Annotated in this window: 15 protein-coding genes and 1 riboswitch; of the genes, 11 read left to right on the plus strand and 4 right to left on the minus strand. The window is 68.9% G+C overall.

Features of this window, described 5'->3' with window-relative positions:
* Nucleotides 1-157: 157 nt before the first annotated feature.
* Nucleotides 158-928: an iron reductase gene (locus G6N59_RS03675; RefSeq protein WP_138230873.1), complete on the minus strand. Its 771-nt coding sequence runs from the start codon at nt 926-928 to the stop codon at nt 158-160.
* Nucleotides 929-1,139: 211 nt separating this feature from the next.
* Between G6N59_RS03675 and G6N59_RS03680 the strand changes: the two genes are divergently transcribed.
* The 11 genes from G6N59_RS03680 to G6N59_RS03730 all read left to right on the plus strand — a co-directional run bounded on the left by G6N59_RS03680 (nt 1,140) and on the right by G6N59_RS03730 (nt 16,383).
* Entirely contained in the window at nt 1,140-1,556 is a 417-nt protein-coding gene (locus G6N59_RS03680) for a BlaI/MecI/CopY family transcriptional regulator (protein ID WP_138230874.1), read from the plus strand.
* Nucleotides 1,557-1,570: 14 nt separating this feature from the next.
* On the plus strand, nt 1,571-2,527 hold the full coding sequence (locus G6N59_RS03685; RefSeq protein WP_138230875.1) for a M56 family metallopeptidase: 957 nt from the start codon (nt 1,571-1,573) through the stop codon (nt 2,525-2,527).
* Between the two features lie 103 nt (nt 2,528-2,630).
* On the plus strand, nt 2,631-4,097 hold the full coding sequence (gndA, locus tag G6N59_RS03690) for an NADP-dependent phosphogluconate dehydrogenase (RefSeq protein ID WP_163910928.1): 1,467 nt from the start codon (nt 2,631-2,633) through the stop codon (nt 4,095-4,097).
* 17 nt (nt 4,098-4,114) lie between these two features.
* Nucleotides 4,115-5,551: a GuaB1 family IMP dehydrogenase-related protein gene (locus tag G6N59_RS03695; RefSeq protein WP_138230882.1), complete on the plus strand. Its 1,437-nt coding sequence runs from the start codon at nt 4,115-4,117 to the stop codon at nt 5,549-5,551.
* A gap of 256 nt (nt 5,552-5,807) precedes the next feature.
* Nucleotides 5,808-7,169, plus strand: coding sequence for a hemolysin family protein (locus tag G6N59_RS03700; protein WP_138230883.1), 1,362 nt, complete (start codon nt 5,808-5,810; stop codon nt 7,167-7,169).
* The gene (locus G6N59_RS03705; RefSeq protein ID WP_138230884.1) at nt 7,162-8,211 is read left to right on the plus strand and encodes a hemolysin family protein; all 1,050 of its coding nucleotides are present in this window, start codon (nt 7,162-7,164) and stop codon (nt 8,209-8,211) included. Before G6N59_RS03700 ends, G6N59_RS03705 begins: the two co-directional genes overlap by 8 nt.
* Nucleotides 8,204-9,106: a 3-methyladenine DNA glycosylase gene (locus G6N59_RS03710; RefSeq protein WP_235678724.1), complete on the plus strand. Its 903-nt coding sequence runs from the start codon at nt 8,204-8,206 to the stop codon at nt 9,104-9,106. Before G6N59_RS03705 ends, G6N59_RS03710 begins: the two co-directional genes overlap by 8 nt.
* A complete protein-coding gene (locus G6N59_RS03715; protein WP_138230886.1) occupies nt 9,103-10,485 on the plus strand; it encodes a lipase in 1,383 nt (460 codons plus the stop codon). The genes G6N59_RS03710 and G6N59_RS03715 overlap by 4 nt, the downstream gene beginning before the upstream one ends.
* A complete protein-coding gene (locus G6N59_RS03720; RefSeq protein ID WP_138230887.1) occupies nt 10,482-11,837 on the plus strand; it encodes an alpha/beta hydrolase-fold protein in 1,356 nt (451 codons plus the stop codon). Before G6N59_RS03715 ends, G6N59_RS03720 begins: the two co-directional genes overlap by 4 nt.
* A gap of 101 nt (nt 11,838-11,938) precedes the next feature.
* Nucleotides 11,939-14,170 carry a malate synthase G gene (locus G6N59_RS03725; RefSeq protein WP_138230888.1) on the plus strand — a complete coding sequence of 744 codons (2,232 nt, stop codon included), beginning with the start codon at nt 11,939-11,941 and terminating at the stop codon, nt 14,168-14,170.
* 98 nt (nt 14,171-14,268) lie between these two features.
* Nucleotides 14,269-16,383, plus strand: coding sequence for a vWA domain-containing protein (locus tag G6N59_RS03730; protein ID WP_138230889.1), 2,115 nt, complete (start codon nt 14,269-14,271; stop codon nt 16,381-16,383).
* Between the two features lie 120 nt (nt 16,384-16,503).
* Here the strand turns inward: G6N59_RS03730 and gcvP are convergent, their stop codons facing one another.
* The 3 genes from gcvP to G6N59_RS03745 all read right to left on the minus strand — a co-directional run bounded on the left by gcvP (nt 16,504) and on the right by G6N59_RS03745 (nt 21,241).
* Nucleotides 16,504-19,374, minus strand: a complete 2,871-nt coding sequence (gene gcvP, locus G6N59_RS03735) for an aminomethyl-transferring glycine dehydrogenase (protein WP_138230890.1) — start codon at nt 19,372-19,374, stop codon at nt 16,504-16,506.
* Between the two features lie 161 nt (nt 19,375-19,535).
* A riboswitch (glycine riboswitch) is annotated at nt 19,536-19,633 on the minus strand.
* Nucleotides 19,634-19,762: 129 nt separating this feature from the next.
* Nucleotides 19,763-20,389, minus strand: a complete 627-nt coding sequence (locus G6N59_RS03740) for a MerR family transcriptional regulator (RefSeq protein ID WP_138230891.1) — start codon at nt 20,387-20,389, stop codon at nt 19,763-19,765.
* A 357-nt stretch (nt 20,390-20,746) separates the two neighbouring features.
* Nucleotides 20,747-21,241 carry a bifunctional nuclease family protein gene (locus G6N59_RS03745; RefSeq protein ID WP_138230892.1) on the minus strand — a complete coding sequence of 165 codons (495 nt, stop codon included), beginning with the start codon at nt 21,239-21,241 and terminating at the stop codon, nt 20,747-20,749.
* Nucleotides 21,242-21,289 lie beyond the last annotated feature (48 nt).

Consider the following 21,289-nt stretch of genomic DNA (forward strand, 5'->3'; position numbering starts at 1 on the left):
ACAGACCTCACGACACCCGTCACACGAAAGCGAGCAGGCCCCGCACCGACGGTGCGGGGCCTGCTCTTCGAATGGACCGGGAATCACTGCAGCCCTCAGGATTCCGGCACGGTCCGGTGGTTTGTCGACTCCTAAACAATAGGCAAGGCTTGCCTAATTAGCAAGCCCGTGCCAGGTTCATCCGATCGAGTCCGCGCACCGGTGCGCCGAAGCCGACGAGAGTGTCCAGCACCCGCTGCGCCCGACGCATACCGTCGGCCTCGCCGACGCCGGCCAGCATCGGAACCTGGGTCGCGGCCGCCACCACCGTGGTGCCCACGATGTGCCACATCGCCGACACCGTCAGGACACCACCGCTCACCTCGAACAGCTTCGCGAACAGTGGATTCAGCGCACGGTGGCACCGATGAGCCAGCCAGGTCGCGAGCGCCTCCTCACCAGGGAAGGCAACCACACCGTCACCCCGTCGGCGGGTCGCCCGCGCCGCTCGGCCACCGAACACCGGATCATCGGGCAGCACCCGCAGGGTCGGGTCCACGACGCCGACCCAATCGATGCCACCCTCAGAGTCGAGGTGGACCCACAGGTTCTCCAGGCCCGGATCCCAGGCGCGCGCCTCCAGCGCCAGTAACGGCACCACGCGACCGATCACGACATGCGTCAGCATCGCGGCCACCTGCTGGGCGGCGACCGATTCGTTGCCGGTGTCCGCCACTGCGGTGTCGTACATCACCTGCAGCCGCTCGCCCGTCACAGCTTCGACGAGCGGCCACCAACGGCGACGCGAGATGTCATGCATGACGGCGACGCCGTAGACCCGGGGATCGCTTGGACACAACTCGCGCAGGCGCCGACTCGACTCGTGCAACGGAAGCACCCGGCGGATGTCCATCGCGGCGATCAAGGGGTCGAACACTGCGGCAGTCATGTACACATCCTTAAGTTAGGTTAGCCTTACTATAGTGACGACCCGCGAGATGTACACCGTTGTGACGGGACTCACAAGCGGCGAAAAAACAGCCCTGACCGGGAACCACGACGGCCCGCCGGGGCGTTGGGGAGAACATCCGAAATAGATACGACGCACGGTAGTAAATGCGTAGTACCCTGGAAACACTGCCGAAAGAGTGAAATAGGACATGGCGAAATTGACGCGACTGGGTGAGCTGGAGCGCGAAGTGATGGACCACCTGTGGTCCTCGCGCGAGCCGCAGACCGTGCGTCAGGTGCATGAAGCTCTCGCGACGCGCCGGGATCTGGCCTACACCACGATCATGACGGTGCTGCAGCGCCTGGCGAAGAAGAATCTCGTTGTCCAGCACCGCGACGACCGCGCGCACCGCTACGCACCGACCCATGGTCGTGACGAGCTGGTCGCCGGGCTGATGGTCGATGCCCTTGACCAGGCCTCGGACTCCGGTAGCCGGGTCGCGGCGCTGGTTCATTTCGTCGAACGCGTCGGCGTCGACGAGGCCGACGCGCTGCGCCGCGCCCTCGATGAACTGGAAGCCAAGCATCGAATCCCGCCGGCGACTGGCAATTCCGGCACCGACTGAGGGACACTAAGCGCGTGTCCGCCCTGGCCTTCTCGCTCGTCGCGCTACTGCTGGTCGGGCCGGTACCCGCCTTGCTGGCGCGCGCATCGTGGCCACAGCGGGCCCCCCGGGCCGCGATCGTGTTGTGGCAGTCCATCGCCATCGCCGCGGTGCTCTCCGCCTTCAGCGCCGGCATCGCCGTCGCCAGCAGGCTTTTCGCCCCCGGCCCCGACGGCCGGCCGACCACCACCGCAACCAGCGAGATCAGCGTCATGGGCTGGCCGGTCTGGATCACGCACGTCGCGGTCTTCGCGCTGACCCTGGTCGTCGGCGCCCGGCTGGCCATCGCCTTCGTCCAGGTCGCCATCGCGACGCGACGCCGGCGCGCACACCACCGCATGATCGTCGACCTGCTCGACTGTTCCCGGGACGCCACGCCCGCCCCGCAGGCCCGCCACCTGATCGGCCACGGCCTGCGCATCCTCGACGTGCAACAGCCTCTCGCCTACTGCCTGCCCGGCGTCCGCAGCCGCGTGGTGCTCAGTGAAGGGGCACTCAAGCACCTGCACGACAGCGAGATCGCCGCGATCCTCAGCCACGAACACGCACACCTGCGCGCCCGGCACGACCTGGTGCTCGAGATGTTCATCGCCGTCCACGCCGCCTTCCCCCGCTTCGTCCGGAGCGCCAGCGCCCTCGACGCAGTCCGGCTGCTGATCGAACTGCTCGCCGATGATGCGGCGGTGCGAGCGGCGGGTCCGACGCCGCTGGCCCGCGCCCTGGTGGCCTGCGCGTCCGGGCGGGCGCCGAAGGGGGCACTCGCTGCCGGCGGTCCCACGACCATCCTGCGGGTACAGCGCCTGGCCGGCGAACCCAACAGCAATTGGCTGGCCGCGGCCGCCTACCTGGCCGCCGCCTCCGTCCTGGTCGTCCCGACCGTCGCAGTGGCTGTGCCCTGGCTCACTGAGTTGCACCGGTTGTTCTTCTCGTAGACTTTGCGACTGGCACCATCAGCATCGGTGGCGGATGACGCCGCACCGGCCTGCGCCGGTCCGAAATGCTTTGCGCCACAACCAAACAACGAAAGGGCCAGCCGTGAGCTCGTCGGGAAACCCGGAATCAACGACCGCTACCGCCCAGATCGGGGTAACCGGCCTGGCCGTGATGGGCTCCAACATCGCCCGTAACTTCGCCCGGCACGGCTACACCGTCGCCCTGCACAACCGCTCGGTCGCCAAGACCGACGCCCTGATCGCCGAACACGGCACCGAGGGCACCTTCGTGCGCAGCGAGACCATCGCCGAATTCCTCGACGCCCTGCAAAAGCCGCGCCGGGTGCTGATCATGGTCAAAGCCGGCGACCCCACCGACGCCGTCATCAACGAACTCGCCGACGCCATGGAACCCGGCGACATCATCATCGACGGCGGCAACGCCCTCTACACCGACACCATCCGCCGCGAGAAAGCCATCCGCGAACGCGGCCTGCACTTCGTCGGCGCCGGCATCTCCGGCGGCGAAGAAGGCGCCCTCAACGGCCCCTCCATCATGCCCGGCGGGCCCGCCGAGTCCTACACCTCACTCGGCCCGCTGCTCGAAGAAATCTCCGCCCACGTCGACGGCGTGCCCTGCTGCACCCACATCGGCCCCGACGGCGCCGGCCACTTCGTCAAGATGGTGCACAACGGCATCGAATACTCCGACATGCAACTCATCGGCGAGGCCTACCAACTCCTGCGCGACGGCCTCGGCATGACCGCCGGGCAGATCGCCGACGTGTTCGCCGAATGGAACAAAGGCGACCTGGACAGCTACCTGGTCGAGATCACCGCCGAGGTGCTGCGCCAGGTCGACGCCACCACCGGCACGCCGCTGGTCGACGTCATCGTCGACGAAGCCGAGCAGAAAGGCACCGGCCGCTGGACCGTCAAATCCGCCCTCGACCTGGGCATCCCCATCACCGGCATCGCCGAAGCCGTGTTCGCCCGCGCCCTGTCCGGCTCGGTGCCCCAGCGCCGCGCCACCGTCGGCATGGCCTCGGGCACCCTCGGCGACAAACCCAGCGACGCCACCACGTTCATCGAAGACGTGCGCCAAGCCCTGTACGCCTCCAAAATCGTCGCCTACGCGCAAGGGTTCAACCAGATCGAGGCCGGCAGCGCCGAATACGGCTGGAACGTCACCCCCGGTGACCTGGCCACCATCTGGCGCGGCGGCTGCATCATCCGCGCCAAGTTCCTCAACCGGATCAAAGACGCCTTCGACGCCGAACCCGAACTCGCCACCCTGCTGGCCGCACCCTACTTCCGCACCGCCGTCGAATCAGCCATCGACAGCTGGCGCCGCGTCGTGGTCACCGCCACCGAACTCGGCATCCCCATCCCCGGCTTCGCCTCGTCGCTGTCCTACTACGACGCCCTGCGCACCGAACGACTCCCCGCCGCCCTGACCCAAGGCCTGCGCGACTTCTTCGGCGCCCACACCTACGGCCGCACCGACGCCCCCGAAGGCAAAAAATTCCACACCCTCTGGAGCGGCGACCGCACCGAGGTCGAGGCGTAGCCCGTTAGGCTGGTGGCGTGCAGTTTCTCGACGGCCACCAGCCTCCTTACGACCTGACCTACAACGACGTCTTCGTCGTCCCGGGGCGCTCAGAACTGACCTCCCGCTTCGACGTCGACCTCGCCACCACCGACGGCACGGGCACCACCATCCCCATCGTCGTGGCGAACATGACGGCGGTCGCCGGCCGCCGGATGGCCGAGACCGTGGCGCGCCGCGGCGGCATCGTGGTGCTGCCGCAGGACCTGCCCATGGACGCGGTCCGCAATACCGTCGACTTCGTGAAGAGCCGCGACCTGGTGGTCGACACCCCGGTGGTGCTGGCCCCCGACGACTCGGTCTCCGATGCCCTCGCCCTGCTGCACAAGCGGGCCCATGGCGCCGCCGTGGTTCTCGAGCAGGGGCGCCCGCTCGGCCTGGTCACCGAGGCCGGCTGTGCCGGTGTGGACCGGTTCGCGCGCGTCCGTGACGTCGCATCCACCGATTTCGTCTCCGCACCGGCAGGTACCGAGCCGCGCAAGGTGTTCGACCTGTTGGAGCACTCCGCGACCGGCGTCGCGGTCCTGACGGGCGCCGACGGTTCACTCGCCGGCGTGCTGACCCGCACCGGAGCCATCCGTGCGGGTATCTACACACCCGCGGTGGACGCGCAGGGCCGGCTCCGGATCGCGGCCGCGGTCGGCATCAACGGTGACGTCGCCGCCAAGGCCCGGGCGCTGGCCGAAGCGGGGGTCGACGTCCTGGTCATCGACACCGCCCACGGGCACCAGTCCAGGATGCTCGACGCACTGTCCGCGGTGGCCGCGCTGGGCCTCGGCCTGCCGCTGGCTGCCGGCAACGTGGTGTCGGGCGCCGGCACCCGGGACCTGCTCAACGCAGGTGCCTCCATCGTCAAGGTGGGCGTCGGCCCCGGCGCCATGTGCACCACGCGCATGATGACCGGGGTGGGCCGCCCACAGTTCTCCGCCGTCGTCGAATGTGCAGCGGCAGCAAGGGAACTCGGTGGCCACGTCTGGGCCGACGGTGGTGTGCGGCACCCACGGGACGTGGCACTGGCCCTTGCCGCGGGCGCCTCGAACGTCATGATCGGCTCGTGGTTCGCCGGCACGTACGAGTCGCCCGGCGACCTGCTGATCGACCGCGAGGGCCGCGTCTACAAGGAGAGCTTCGGCATGGCGTCCAAGCGCGCGGTGGCTGCCCGCACAGTAGGCGACGGTGCCTTCGACCGGGCCCGCAAGGCCCTGTTCGAGGAGGGCATCTCGTCGTCGAAGATGGAGCTGGACCCCGTGCGTGGCGGGGTCGAGGATCTGCTGGACCACATCACCGCGGGTGTCCGCAGCACCTGCACCTACGTCGGCGCGGCAAACCTGGCCGAGCTGCACGAGAAGGTGGTGCTCGGGGTCCAGTCGGCCGCGGGATTCGCCGAAGGACACCCGCTGCCGACCGGTTGGTGAGCAGGTCCACCGAGGCCGACCAGCTATTATTTCCGTACGACCGCCGATCGGATTGGGCATCGGTCGGCCGGCGATATCGATTCAGCGAAAGGGAGCACGTGCCGCAGGCACCCGTTGGGGCGTTGACCGTCCCGAGCCAGGCGGGAGCGTGCCAAGCCGATCACGCGCTTCCCGAGCCGGGCCCGGAATCGATCGACTCCGAACCTCCCAGTAGCCGGCCGGGCCGTCAGCCCGGCGCCCCGAGCGGTGGTGCGCAATGACCACCGCGCTCACCATCGCGAGCCTGGCCGCGTTCATCCTGCTGACCTTCGGAACGGCGGTCTTCGTCGCCGCCGAGTTTTCGCTGACCGCGCTGGAACGCAGCACGGTCGACGCCAACGCCCGTGACGGCGGCAGTCGCGACCGCATCATCCGCACCGCGCACCGCAATCTGTCCTTCCAGTTGTCCGGCGCCCAGATCGGCATCTCGATCACCACGCTGATCACCGGTTACCTGGCCGAACCCGTGGTGGCGCGGCTCCTACGCGGCCCGTTGCAGGCCGCGGGCCTACCCGAACGGTTCACCGATCCGCTGGCCTTGACCCTCGCTCTGCTGATCGCCACCTCCGTGTCGATGGTGTTCGGCGAGCTGGTACCCAAGAACCTCGCCGTGGCGCGGCCGCTGCCGACCGCGCGTGCCACCGTGCCGCTTCAGTGGTTCTTCTCCCTGGTGTTCGCCCCGGTGATCAAGCTGACCAACGGCACCGCCAACTGGGTCCTGCGCCGGCTGGGGGTCGAGCCCGCCGAGGAACTCCGCTCGGCCCGGTCGGCGCGGGAACTGCTGGCGCTGGTACGCAATTCCGCGGAAAACGGGTCGCTGGACCCGCAGACCGCCGAATTGATCGACCGCTCCCTGCAGTTCGGCGGCCGCACCGCCGAGGAGCTGATGACGCCGCGGTCCATGATCGAGTCGCTGGAGGTCACCGACACCGTCGCCGACCTCATCGAGACGGCCATCCGCACCGGCTTCTCACGCTTTCCGATCGTCGCCGGCGACCTCGACGAGACAGTCGGCATCGTGCACGTCAAACAGGTCTTCGGGATCCCTGTCGAGTTGCGGGCCAGCACTCGGCTGGCACAACTGGCGCGGCCCGTCCCGACGGTGCCGTCGACCCTCGACGGCGACGCGGTGATGACCCAGATCCGGGCCAACGGTGTCCAGACCGCCCTCGTGGTCGACGAATACGGCGGCACCGCCGGCATGGTCACCGTCGAGGACCTCATCGAAGAGATCGTCGGCGACGTCCGCGATGAACACGACGACGCCACCCCCGACGTGGTCGAGGTGCGCGACGGCTGGCTCGTGTCCGGTCTGATGCGGATCGACGAGGTGGACACCGAAACCCCGTTCCGTGCACCCGAAGGCGACTACGAGACCATCGGCGGCCTGGTGCTCAAGGAGCTCGGCCACATCCCGGACGTCGGCGACACCGTCGTGCTGACCGAGTTCGACCCGGACAACCCCGAGCTGGACCCCGTGCGCTGGAAGGCCACCGTGATCCGGATGGACGGCCGGCGCATCGACCAGCTCGAGCTCACCCAGCTGGGCTCGGGCCAGTCGGAGGCCCGCGATGAATGACGTCCTCGGGATCCTGCTGACCATGGTGCTGCTGGGTGCCAACGCGTTCTTCGTCAGTGCCGAGTTCGCGCTGATCTCGGCGCGGCGCGACCGGCTGCAGGCGCTGGCAGAACAGGGCAAGCGCAGCGCCGTCACCGTCCTGCGCGCCGGTGAGCGGCTGTCGATGATGCTGGCCGGCGCTCAGCTCGGCATCACCATCTGCTCGATCCTGCTGGGCCGCATCGGCGAACCGGCCGTCGCACATCTGCTCCGTGAACCCTTCGATGCGCTCGGCGTGCCCGACACCGTGCTGCACACCGCGGCTTTCGCCGTCGCCTTGGTCATCGTGGTGACGATGCACGTGCTGCTGGGCGAGATGGTGCCGAAGAACATCGCCATCGCCGGGCCGGAGAAGGCCGCGATGCTGCTGATCCCGCCGTACCTGGTCTACATGAGCTTCGCCCGGCCGTTCGTCATCTTCTACAACTGGTGCGCCAACAGCACGCTGCGGCTGCTCGGGGTGGAACCGAAGGACGAACTCGATGTCACGGTGTCGTCGGTCGAACTGTCCGAGATGCTGACCGAGTCCCTGTCGGAGGGGTTGCTCGACGCGGAGGAACACGTGCGGCTGACCCGCGCGCTGGACATCCGGACCCGGACGGTCAAGGACGTCGCGATACCGCTGCAGGACATCCGCGCGGTGCCCATCGCCGCGCCAGGTACCGGTCCCACGGTGGGTGCGGTGGCCGAGGCATTGCGCGACACCGGCTACTCCCGGTTTCCGGTCACCGACGGGCACAGCGCCTACCTCGGCTACCTGCACATCAAGGATGTGCTGCCGTGCATGGACGACAACGACGCCGTCCTGGACCGGTCTATGGTGCGCCCGCTGCCCATGGTCGCCTCGACGCTGCCGGTCGCCGACGCGCTGTCGTGGCTGCGCCGCAACAACAGTCACCTGTCGCTGGTGACCACCGATGGTTACGTCACCGCGATGGTGGCGCTGGAGGACCTCGTGGAAGACCTGGTCGGCGTGGTGCGTGACGGCACCCACCGTGTCTGAGACGGTGGGTGCGCCGCCCGCGATCCTGGACGAGAGCGACTGGGCACCGCGCGAACAGCGCTACCTGGACCGCGTCGACGCCTTCCTGGCGCCGCATGAGCGACGGATGCGGGCCGGCGAACCGCACCCGGTGTGGGACTTCCTGTTCACCTACTACAGCCTCAAGCCGCGTCAGCTGCGGCGCTGGCATCCGGGTTTCGGCCGCGCCCTGACTGGAGCCGGCGCGCTGCGGTTCACCAACCGGACCGGTTACGGCTGCCGCGGCGGCGCCGTCACCGTGACGGACGATTACCTGGCCGGCCGCCGGGAGACGGTCGCGTTCGTCGCCGACCTGTTGGCTGCGACGGCGAGCCGCCCGGCCCGGCTGAACTGTTTCGGCCTGCACGAATGGGCCATGGTGTATCGCGCTCCCGAGGTCCGGCACGCCCAGGTGCCGCTTCGCCTGAGCGCCCGGGACACCGACGCGGTCGTGGAGTCGATGACGCTGCGGTGCACGCATTTCGATGCCTACCGGTTCTTCACGGCGGCGGCCGTACCGCGCAACGCAGACGCCCTGAGCCGACACGCCCAGTCGGCCACCGAGCAGCCGGGTTGTGTGCACGCAAACATGGACTTGTACAAATGGAGTTACAAGCTCGGACCTTTGCTGGAGTCGAATCATTTGATGGATTGCCTTGACCTCGCGGCGGACGCACGCGTCCTCGACATGCAGGCCAGCCCGTACGACCTCAGTGAATACGGCATCGAGCCGATCACCGTCGAGGACCCCGGGGGCCGTGCCGAGTATGTTCGCCGCCAGCAGGACATCGCCAATCTCGCCGGGCCGCTGCGTGAATCGCTGCTGTCCGCGTGCCTGACGTTGCTGCAACACGACACCGATGGAGGCATGCCGTGACAGCCGGGACCGCGCTTCGGGCCGCCGCCGCCGCCCTGGCGGCCGTGGTGAGCATCGCCGGCTGCTCCGGCGACCGGTCCGATCGCAGCACGCAGCGCAGCGGTCAGGTGTTGCCGGGCGACTACAGCGGCGCCGGGCCCGGCACGCTCGTCGCCGCGCAGCCCCTGACCACCGTCGACCCCGAGTTGGCCGGGCTGACCGCGATCTCGGCGCGCATCACCTACGTCTCCACGTCGGGCATCAACGACAGTCACCCGAAGGTGACGGGCTCGGTATTCCTGCCCAAGGGCAAGCCGCCCGACGGCGGCTGGCGCATCATCGCGCTGGCCAACCCGGGTAGCGGCATCCAGTCCGACTGTGCCCCGTCGTCGTCGCCCGGCCTGCTGGGCCTGCTGCCGACAGTGCGGCTCATGGTCGGCGCCGGCTACCTGGTGGCGATCACCGACTACCAGGGCATCGGGCTCGACGAGACCTACCACCCGTATCTGGATTCCACGACCGAGGGCTTCAACCTGATCGATCTCGCCCGGGCAACGCGCAAGCTGGTCTCCGCCGCGTCCACGAACTGGATCGCGGTGGGGACCGGACAGGGTGGTCAGGCGGCCTGGGCGGCCGCCGAGCTGGCCACGGACTATGGCGGCGGCTTGCGACCGCAAGGGGCGGTCGCCCTGGCTCCGACCGCGGCGCTCGAATGGCTGGCCGACGCCTCCGCTGCCGGGAGCCTGAACCGCGACCAGCAGCTCATGTTGCAGCAGTACCTGGCCGTCATGCCACAGGCCTACCCCGGCTTCCCCATCGAGGACTACCGGCGCGGCGCGGCCCGCGACCACTGGGCCACGCTGTCTGCCTGCCGGGGCCCGGCAGTTGCCGACCGGACCGGCGTGCTGGACTCGCTGGGCCCGCACGACCTGGGCCCGACGACGCCGGCCGCCACCGACGCGCTGCGCGGTTACCTGCGTAAGGCGACCTTGCCGCAGGCTCCGGCAGCCGCGCCGATGCTCATCACGCCCGGCCCGCCCGACGGCCTGGTGCCGCCGGATCAGACCGCCGCGGCCGTTGAGCGGGCCTGCGCCATGGGTGACGTGATCGACTACGTCCAGCCCGACGAGGCCGACGCCCTGGGCTGGATCACCGACCGGTTCAACGGCACCCCGGCACCCAACAACTGCGCCGGCGCGACCCCGCCGACGCCGACGCCGACCTCGAGCGCCAGCGCGAAAAGCGACGATTCCGAGGCCCGGCATTCGAGCCCGGACACCGAAGACGTGACCTCGCCCGCCGTACCGCCCGCGCCCGACACCGAGCAGCCGGCCTCCCATCACGAGCCGCCCCCGCCCCCGCCCCCGCCGCCGGCGGCGGACCCCGGAGACGCCGGATGAACATCGGCCTGCTCGACGGCTGGCTACCCATGCTCATCCAGGCGGTGACGGCGGTGGCGCTGGTGTTGGCCGTCGGCCGGCGGTCGCCCGGCTGGTTCCGGCGCTGGCTGCCGGTGGCTGTCGGCACCGGCGTCGTTCTGGCGCTGGCGTGCGGCTGGTTCATCTCCGACCAAGGCCTCGCCGGGGGCCCGGCACCGGTGTCGCTATGGGTGTGGATTGCGCTGACCGGGGTTGCCCTCGTGGTCGCGATCGCGGGGTGGCCCGGGCTGCACTGGTGGCGCCGCGCGCTGTCCGTCGCGGTGGTGCCGCTGTGCGTGGTCTGCGCGGGCCTGGCGGTGAACACCTGGACGGGTTACCTGCCCACAGTGGAGGCCCTGTGGCAGCGGGCCACCGGCGCCGAGTTGCGCGGCCAGGTCGACCTGGACACGGCGCTGACCATGCGCCGGGGCGGCGAGCGGCCACCGCACGGCCTTCTTGTGCCGGTGCAGATTCCGACCGACGCGTCAGGCTTCCGCGCTCGCCCCGAGCTGGTCTACCTGCCACCGGCGTGGTTCGCCCCCGATGCGCCGCCGTTTCCGGTGGTGGTGATGGTGGGCGGCGAGTTCGGGTGGCCGGCCGACTGGCCCACTGCGGGCGGCGCCAAGCGCACCGCCGACGATTTCGCGGCCGCCCACGGCGGCAACGCACCGATCCTGGTGTTCGTCGACACCAGCGGCCAGTTCAGCAACGACACCGAATGCGTCAACGGCCCCCGCGGCATGGCCGCCGACCATCTCACCAAAGACGTTGTGCCATATGTGACTTCGACGTTCTCGGCCAATCCCGACCCGTCGCGCTGGGGCATCGTCGGTTGGTCTGCCGGTGGGACGTGCGCGGTGATGACCACGGTGATGCACCCCGAGCTGTTCCAGACCTTTGTCGACATGGACGGCCAGCTCGGACCCAACGCGGGATCGCAACCGCAGACCATCGCGCGGCTGTTCGGCGGTGACGCGGCCGCGTTCGCGCAATTCGATCCGACGACGGTGGTCCGCAAGCACGGGCCCTACTCCGGGGTCGCCGGCTGGTTCGCGGTGTCCGAGAGCGGACCGGTGGTCCATCAGCCGGGCCAGGCCGGCCCCGCACCCGACCTCGACCCGCCGGCGAACCCGGAGAGCCACACCGCCGTCGCCAACTACCTGTGCGCCACGGTCAGCGCCGCCGGAATCGAGTGCTCGGTGGTCCCGCACGGCGGTGACCACACGTTCCCCAGTGCCGCAGACGTATTCGCGCAGGCCCTGCCGTGGCTGGCCGGACGGCTCTTCACCCCCGGCGTGCCGGCGATCGGTTTGCCGGGTGCAACGCCGCACTGACGGTGTGACGGGGTTCTCATTGGCCGACACGCCGGTGAGCTGCGGTTACCCACGGGTAAAGTGGATGGTCGCTGTGTGGGCTGCTTAGGAGGAAGAACAAAATGACTGATCGTGTGACGGTGGGAAATCTGCGGGTGGCCCGCGTACTGCACGATTTCATCTCGGGCGAGGCTCTGCCCGGCACCGGGGTCGATCCGGACAGCTTCTGGGCCGGGGTGGACAAGGTCGTCACCGACCTGACCCCGAAGAACCAGGACCTGCTGGCCCGCCGTGACGACCTCCAGGCGCAGATCGACAAGTGGCACCGGGCCCGCGTCATCGATCCCGTCGACACCGACGAGTTCAAGACCTCGTACCAGGAGTTCCTCTCCGAGATCGGCTACCTGCAGCCGGAACCGGCCGACTTCAGCATCACGACCTCGGGCGTCGACCCGGAGATCACGAGCACGTCGGGACCGCAGCTGGTGGTGCCGATCCTCAACGCCCGGTTCGCGCTCAACGCGGCCAACGCCCGCTGGGGCTCGCTGTACGACGCGCTGTACGGCACGGACGTCATCTCCGACGAGGACGGCGCCGCGGCCGGCTCCGGCTACAACAAGGTCCGCGGCGACAAGGTGATCGCCTACGCCCGGGGCTTCCTGGACCAGGCCGTCCCGCTCGCGGCCGGCTCGTGGGCCGACATCACGGGCCTGAAGATCGATGCGGAAGATGAAGCGCACCAGCTCCTCGCGGAACTCGGTGACGGCCTGTCGACCGGCCTGGCCAACCCCCAGGAGTTCGTCGGCTACACCGGCAAGCTCGGTGACTCGGCGTGGTCGGTGCTGCTGGTCCACCACGGCCTGCACATCGAAATCCTGGTCGACCCCTCCTCGCCGGTCGGCTCGACCGACCAGGCCGGCATCAAGGACGTCGTGCTGGAATCCGCGATCACCACGATCATGGACTTCGAGGACTCGGTCGCGGCCGTCGACGCCGACGACAAGGTGCTGGGTTACCGCAACTGGCTGGGCCTGAACAAGGGCGACCTGTCGGAAGAGGTCAGCAAGGGCGGCAAGACCTTCACTCGCACGCTGAACCCGGACCGTGTCTTCACCACCCCGGACGGCGAAGGTGAACTGACCCTGCCCGGCCGCAGCCTGCTGTTCGTGCGCAACGTCGGTCACCTCATGACCAATGACGCCATTGTCATGGTCGGCGACGGCGGCGAAGTCACAGAAATCCCCGAGGGCATCCAGGACGCACTGTTCACCGGCCTCATCGCCATGCACGGCCTGAAGTCGACCGAGGAGAACGGCGAGCTGACCAACAGCCGCACCGGCTCGGTCTACATCGTGAAGCCGAAGATGCACGGCCCCGACGAGGTCGCCTTCACCTGCGAGCTCTTCAGCCGCGTCGAGGACGTCCTCGGCCTGCCCGAAGCCACGCTCAAGGTCGGCATCATGGACGAGGAGCGCCGGACCACGGTCAACCTCAAGGCGTGTATCAAGGCCGCCGCCGACCGGGTCGTGTTCATCAACACCGGCTTCCTGGACCGCACCGGCGACGAAATCCACACCTCGATGGAGGCCGGCCCGATGGTGCGCAAGGGCACCATGAAGAGCCAGACCTGGATCAAGGCCTACGAGGACGCCAACGTCGACGCCGGGCTGGCGTGCGGCCTGGCCGGACGTGCCCAGATCGGCAAGGGCATGTGGGCCATGACCGATCTGATGGCCGAGATGGTCAAGCAGAAGATCTCCCAGCCGCAGGCCGGCGCCACCACCGCGTGGGTGCCGTCACCCACCGGCGCCACCCTGCACGCCATGCACTACCACCAGGTCGATGTGCCAGAGGTGCAGAAGGAGCTGGCCGGCAAGAAGCGCACCACGCTCACCGAGTTGCTGACCATCCCCCTGGCCAAGGAGCTGGCCTGGGCACCCGAGGAAATCCACGAAGAGATCGACAACAACTGCCAGTCGATCCTCGGCTATGTGGTGCGCTGGATCGACGCGGGCGTCGGCTGCTCGAAGGTGCCGGACATCCACAACATCGCCCTCATGGAGGACCGCGCCACGCTGCGCATCTCCAGCCAGCTGCTGGCCAACTGGCTGCGGCACGGCGTCATCACCGAGGACGACGTGAAGGCCAGCCTGCGCCGCATGGCGGCGGTGGTCGACGAGCAGAACGCCGGCGATCCCGCATACCTGCCGATGGCTCCGGACCCGGAGGGCAGCATCGCCTTCCAGGCCGCGCAGGAGCTGATTCTGGAAGGGTGCAGCCAGCCCAACGGCTACACCGAGCCGATCCTGCATCGGCGCCGGCGGGAGTTCAAGGCCGCACACGCCGGTTCGTGAACGGTTAACTCCCCCATCATCGTTGATTAAAATTCGGCGGGCCCGCGTCATTCGACACGGGTCCGCCGATTGCACGCCGACACCAGGAGCAGACACTAATGGGTAGGCACAGAGCTCCCGACGACGACGAATCAAACGCCGACGAATCACGCGACGACGAAACATCACACTTTGACGCGTTGTCGCCGGACATTCCGGAAGCCGGCGAACCCGCCGGCGCACCGGGTTTCCGGGTCCCGGATGACTGGGCCGAGATGCACGGGATGCCGCCCGCCGCCACGCCGCCTGCCGCCACCCCACCCGCCGGTACCGGCGATCGGTACGAGACCGACGAACCCGACGACGCTGATTTCGCCGCCGAGCCGGCTGCCGGCTACCCGGGCGACGACCAGCCCGATTTCACCGGGGCCGACAGCATCACCCAGGCATTCCCGTCCGTCCCGCGCCGGGCTTCCGTCCGTGCGCACGGTGGCGACTGGGAGGGTGGCGAATGGACGGGCAGCCACCGGGCCATCCAGACCAAACGCCGCGGGGTCAGCGTCGGGGTCATCGCAGCGCTCGTGACCGTCGTGGTCGTGGTCGCTGCCGTGATCCTGTGGCGTTTCTTCGGCAGCGTGCTGTCCGACCGCAGCCGGGAAGCCTCGGCGCGGTGCGTGTCGGGCTCGGTCAGCGTGCCCGTGCTGGCCGATCCGTCGATCTCCGATCAGCTCGGCGCGCTGGCCGGCAAGTACAACCAGACCGCCGCCCCCATCGGCGACAAGTGCGCCAAGGTCGAGGTCAAGGCGACCGATCCGACCTCCGTCGTCGACGGAATGGCCAACAAGTGGCCGGCGAACCTGGGACCGCGCCCGGCGCTGTGGGTCCCGGCCAGCTCGGTGTCGGCGGCCCGGCTGATCGCGGGTGCAGGCGAGCAGACGATCAGTGGTGAAGCGAAGTCGCTGGCCACCTCCCCTGTCCTGTTGGCGGTCCGGCCACAACTGAAAGACGCGCTCGCCCAGCAGAATTGGGGCACGCTGCCCGCGCTCCAGACGACGCCGACGGCATTGGACGGCCTGAGCCTGCCCGGCTGGGGTTCGCTGCGGCTGGCGCTGCCGACCGTCGAGAACAGTGACGCGGCCTACCTGGCGGCCGAGGCCATCGCCTCCGCCGCGGCCAATGGTGCACCGGCCAACGCCGGTGCCGGCGCCGTGCACCGCTTGATGGCCGCGCAGCCGAAGCTCTCGGACCCCAAGGCCTCGACGGCGCTCGATGCGCTGATCGCCGCGAGCGACCCGGCCACCGCGCCGGTGCACGCCGTCGTCACCACCGAGCAGCAGCTCTACCAGCAGTCGCAACACACCGACAACGCCAAGGGCAAGCTGGCGGCCTGGCTGCCACCGGGCGCACCGGCGGTCGCCGACTACCCGGCCGTGCTGCTCGCGGGCGAGGGCCTGTCGCACGAGGAGATCACGGCGGCAAGCGAATTCGAACGCTTCCTGCGCAAGCCCGAACAGCTCGCCGAGCTCTCAAGGGCCGGCTTCCGCGTCAACGGCGGCACTCCCCCGCAGAACGACGTGCTGAACCTCGGCTCGCTGCCCGACGCTCTCTCGATCGGCGATACCGGCACGCGCGCCACACTGGCCAACGCCGTCGGCGGTACCTCGAAGAGCGCTGCCGTGACGATCATGCTGGACCAGTCGATGCCCACCACCGACGGCGCCAAGACCCGGCTGGGCAACGTGACCACTGCGCTGATGGACCGGGTCAAGGCGATGTCGCCGAACAGCTCGGTGGGCCTGTGGACGTTCGACGGCGTGTCCGGCCGCACCGAGATTCCCGTCGCGCCGCTCAGCGACCAGTCGCATTCGACGCAGCTGATCTCGAACCTGAACAACCAGAGCTCTTCGGGCGGCGGTCACGTCTCGTTCACGACACTGCGCATGCTCTACGGCGACGCGATGTCGAAATACGTCGACGGGCAGGCCAATTCGATCCTGTTGATCACCTCGGGACCCCACACCGACCAGTCGATGGACGGTCAGGGCCTGCAGGACTACATCAAGTCGGCGTTCGACCCGGGCCGCCCGGTGGCCGTCAACGTCATCGACATCGGCACCGACTCGGACGGCTCGACCTGGCAGGCCGTCTCGCAGCTCACTGGCGGCACGTTCACCAGCGTGCCCACGTCCGCGTCCCCCGAACTGGCGAACGCGGTGGCGGCGGCCCTGCCCTAGCGAGCCTCACTTCCCGCGAGCGTGCGTGTCTGCCTGCAACACGCCGCGGCGGATGTACAAAAACGTCCCGCTCAGCCTCTCTGAGCGGGACGTTTTTGCGTGCCTCCAACGTGTGAGCGGTTAGGCGAACGCCTCGATCGGCGGGCACGAGCACACCAGGTTACGGTCACCGAACGCGCCGTCGATGCGGCGCACGGGCGGCCACACCTTCGGCCGGAAGCCCTTGCCCAGCGGGTAGGCGGCCTGCTCGCGGGTGTACGGGTGCTTCCAGTCGTCGACCAGCAGGCACTCGGCGGTGTGCGGAGCATTGTGCAGCGGGTTGTCTTCCGCGGGCCAGTCCCCGGAACCGACCAGGTCGATCTCGGCCTTGATCGCGATCATCGCGGCGATGAAGGCGTCGACCTCGGTCAGACTCTCGCTCTCGGTGGGCTCGACCATCAGGGTGCCGGCCACCGGGAAGCTCATGGTGGGCGCGTGGAAACCGAAGTCCGCCAAGCGCTTTGCCACGTCGTCGACGGTGACGCCGGTGGCCTTGGTGATGGCCCGCAGATCCAGGATGCACTCGTGGGCAACCATGCCGTTCTCGCCGGTGTAGAGCACCGGGTAGTGCTCGTCGAGGCGGCGGGCGATGTAGTTGGCCGACGCGATCGCCGTCAGCGTCGCGGCCCGCAGACCGGCCGCGCCCATCATCCGGATGTACGCCCAGGTGATCGGCAGGATGGACGCCGAGCCGTACGGTGCCGCCGAGACGGTGTTGTCGTCGCCGAGCTCGGCAGCCAGTGGGTGGCCCGGCAGGTACGGCGCGAGGTGCGAGCGCACCGCCACCGGACCGACACCGGGACCGCCGCCGCCGTGCGGGATGCAGAAGGTCTTGTGCAGGTTCAGGTGGCTGACGTCGCCGCCGAACTTGCCGGGGCGGGCCAGCCCGACGATCGCGTTGAGGTTGGCGCCGTCGACGTAGACCTGGCCGCCGGCGTCGTGCACCGCGGCGCAGATGTCGGCGACATCGTGCTCGTACACGCCGTGCGTGGACGGGTAGGTGATCATCAGCGCGGCCAGGTCACCGGCGTGCTCGGCGATCTTTGCGCGCAGGTCGTCCAGATCGACGTCGCCGTTCTCGCGACACGCCACGACGACGACCTTCATGCCGACCATGGCGGCCGACGCGGCGTTGGTGCCGTGTGCGCTGGACGGGATCAGGCAGATGTTGCGACCGGCTTCGCCGCGGGCCTCGTGGTAGGCGCGGATGGCCAGTAGGCCGGCGTACTCCCCCTGCGATCCGGCGTTGGGCTGCAGCGAGACCGAGTCGTAGCCGGTGATACTGACCAGCCAGGACTCGACGTCGGCGATCAGCTTGCGCAGGCCCGGGGTGTCCGAGGCCGGGGCGAACGGATGCTGCTGGGCGAACTCGGTCCAGGTGATGGGCTCCATCTCGGCGGCCGCGTTGAGCTTCATGGTGCACGAACCCAGCGGGATCATGCTGCGGTCCAGCGCGATGTCCTTGTCGGCGAGCGAGCGCAGGTAACGCATCATCTCGGTTTCGGTGCGGTACCGCGAGAACGCCGGGTGTGTCAGGAATTCCGACGTGCGGGTGTGGATCTCAGGGCCGTCCCAGTGCTGGCCGCCGCGGGTCGCACCGAACGCCGAGAGCACCGCGTCGACGTGGTCGGCGGTGGTCGCCTCGTCGCACGACACCGAGACGTGGTCGGCGTCGACCAGCCAGACGTTGATCCCGCGTTCCTTGGCGGCCGCCCGCACCTGCTCGGCCCGGCCCGGCACCCGGGCCAGCACGGTGTCGAAGAATGCGGAGTGCACAACCTCGACGTCGGCCTCCTTCAGCCCCATGGCCACCGCGAGGGCGTGCCCGTGCACCCGGTGCGCGATGGCGGTCAGCCCACGCGGTCCGTGGTAGCTGGCGTACATCGCGGCGATCACCGCGAGCAGCACCTGGGCGGTACAGATGTTGCTGGTGGCCCGGTCGCGGCGGATGTGCTGTTCGCGGGTCTGCAGGCTCAATCGGTAGGCCTTGGCACCGTCTGCATCGACCGAGACGCCGACCAGGCGCCCCGGCAGCTGGCGGGCCTGCTTGCCGTGCACGGCCAGGTAGCCGGCGTGCGGGCCACCGAAGCCCATCGGCACACCGAAACGCTGCGTGGTGCCGAACGCGACGTCGGCGCCGATCTCACCGGGCGGGGTGACGAGCGTCAGCGCCAGCAGGTCGGCGCCGATGGCGACGAGCGCGCCACGCTCATGGGCCTGCGCGATCAGCGCGGACCAATCGTTGACCGCACCGCTGGCACCCGGCACCTGGGCGATGACGCCGAAGAAGTCGCCGTCGGGCAGGCCGTCACGTAAGTCCGCGGTGACGATCTCGATGTTCAGCGGTTCGGCACGGGTGGCCAGGACGGCGGCCGTCTGCGGGTAGATGTCGGTATCGACGGCCAGGCGGCGGCAGTCTCCCTTGACCGCGCGGTGCATCAGCGTCATGGCCTCGGCCGCGGCCGTGGCCTCGTCGAGCATCGAGGCGTTGGCGATCTCCATGCCGGTCAGGTCGGTGACCATCGTCTGGAAGTTGAGCAGGGCCTCCAAACGGCCCTGGCTGATCTCCGGCTGGTAGGGCGTGTAGGCCGTGTACCAGGCCGGGTTCTCGAGGATGTTGCGGCGCAGCACGGCCGGCGTCAGGGTGTCGAAGTAGCCCTGCCCGATCATCGACACCGCGACGGTGTTGGTCTCGGCCAGTGCCCGCAGCTCGGCCAGCGACTGCTCTTCGGAGGCCGGGGCGGCCAGCTCATCGAGGCCGGGGGCCAGGCCAGCGCCGGACAGCGCGTCGAGGATGCCCGCGGGCAATGCCTTGGCGGCGAGTTCTTCCAGGGAGTCCACGCCGATAACCCCGAGCATGGTGGCCACCGCATCGGCATCCGGACCGATGTGCCGGTCGACGAAGCGAAGCTGGTGGTGCTCGGCAGAGGAACGGGACGTGCTGTCGGTCATGACGGCCTCTCCAGACGTTCAGGCTCGGGGCAGGCATGCCACGGAACCGCTTGCGGTTCCTCCCCCTCTGTCGTCGGTGCCTGAGAGATTCGGCCCGACGACGTGGTCGGCCTTTCCCCATGGGCGGGCGAGTCACAGCTCGCCGCTTTCCAGAGGCATCGGGCTCCGGCGCGGTCCGGGGGCCTGAGAGGTTGATGGAGAGGTATTGCTCCTTCGGCGTCCATGGCTGGCGGCCACAGAACTCTCCCGCGTCGGGACGATGCGCGCGCCAGTCTACCGGTCGGTCACCACGCCCCTCCACGAACTGGCGGCGACCCCGCTTGCGGGGAACAGCAAACTGCCCCTCTCCGCGGGAAAGGGGCAGTTCTGGGTCTTGTGGTGGGAGAACTCAGCCGATCTTGCGGTCGCGCTGCTTGCGCCGGGATGCGAGCTCGTCCTCTGGTGCGGCGATGGACTCGCCGCCGTCGGCCCGCTCCCCCGGGAAGTCGGCGATGGCGCCGGTCAGCTCACGCATGGCACCCGAGACCGCGATGCCGAACACGCCCTGACCGCCCTGCAACAGGTCGACGACCTCTTCGGCGGACGTGCACTCGTACACCGTGGTGCCATCCGAGAAGAGCGTGATGTTGGCCAGGTCGTGGACGCCGCGCTGGCGCAGGTGATCAACCGCGACGCGGATGTTGTGCAGCGAGATACCGGTGTCGAGCAGGCGCTTGACGATCTTGAGGACCAGGATGTCCTTGAACGAGTACAGGCGCTGGCTGCCGGAGCCGGCGGCGCCGCGGATCGACGGGACGACCAGCGAGGTGCGGGCCCAGTAGTCCAGCTGGCGGTAGGTGATGCCGGCGATCTGGCAGGCACTCGGCCCGCGGTAACCGACCAGTTCGTCGGGCACAGACTCGTCGGGGAACAGGCCTGCCTGCACCGGCACGGGAGCCGGCTTCGGGGCGGCCTGCTCAGGCGCGCCGTTGGTCGTCAGGTCCAACTGCTCTTGACGTGGCGTCTCGTCGCCCACTGCCTGATCCTCTCGCCGATCGAACTAACCTGCCTGGCGGCCACTGCTGCTCGGCGGGCATGTCCGCTGCTCGAATGTGTCGAGCATACGCTTCCCGCCGGGCTACTTCAGCCCATCGGCGGTGAGCCGCCGGCCGAGCTGTTGCCAGAACGAGGAAAGTATGTGGCGCAGATTGATCGAATCTGCAAACGGCGCACCGCGTGTCGACGCCTGCTGACCTAACTGAGATGCATCCGTGACAACGTCCACGCGGGCGTTCGGTAGGTCGCGCTGTGCCCGATTTGCCGAACTCTCCCCCGCGAGCGGGAGGTACCCCCACAACGCCGCTCGTACCTCGCCGCGTGATCGTCGTCCGGCCTAAGTGGCCTTGAAATCGTCCGGAGAAATGCTGTCGAGGAACTCCTTGAACTTCTCGACCTCGTCCTCACGCACCGGACCCGACGATTCCTCGTCGGTCTCGTCCGGGATCAGCAGACCGGCTTCGGCGAGCACCGCTTCCTCGACGTAGATCGGCACGCCCATCCGCAGGGCGATGGCCACCGAATCCGACGGCCGCGCCGACACCGTGATGTCGCGGTCGAACACCAGGTCGGCGTAGAAGGTGCCTTCCTGCAAGTCCACGATGCGCACCTCGCGCAGCGAATGCCCAAGCGCGGCAATCAAATCCCGGATCAGGTCATGCGTCAGGGGACGAGCCGGCGAGACGCCCTGCTGCTCCAGCGCGATGGCCGCAGCCTCGGATTGGCCGATCCAGATCGGCAGATAACGGTCACCGTTCGATTCGCGGAGCAACAGCACGGGCTGGTTCTGCGGCTGCTCCACGCGAATGCCGACCACACGAACCTCGCCCATCAGCGTCTGCCCTCCGCAATCCGTGTGCCATCAACGAATTCGAGTCTA

The organism is Mycolicibacterium aubagnense, from assembly GCF_010730955.1.
Classification (GTDB): domain Bacteria; phylum Actinomycetota; class Actinomycetes; order Mycobacteriales; family Mycobacteriaceae; genus Mycobacterium; species Mycobacterium aubagnense.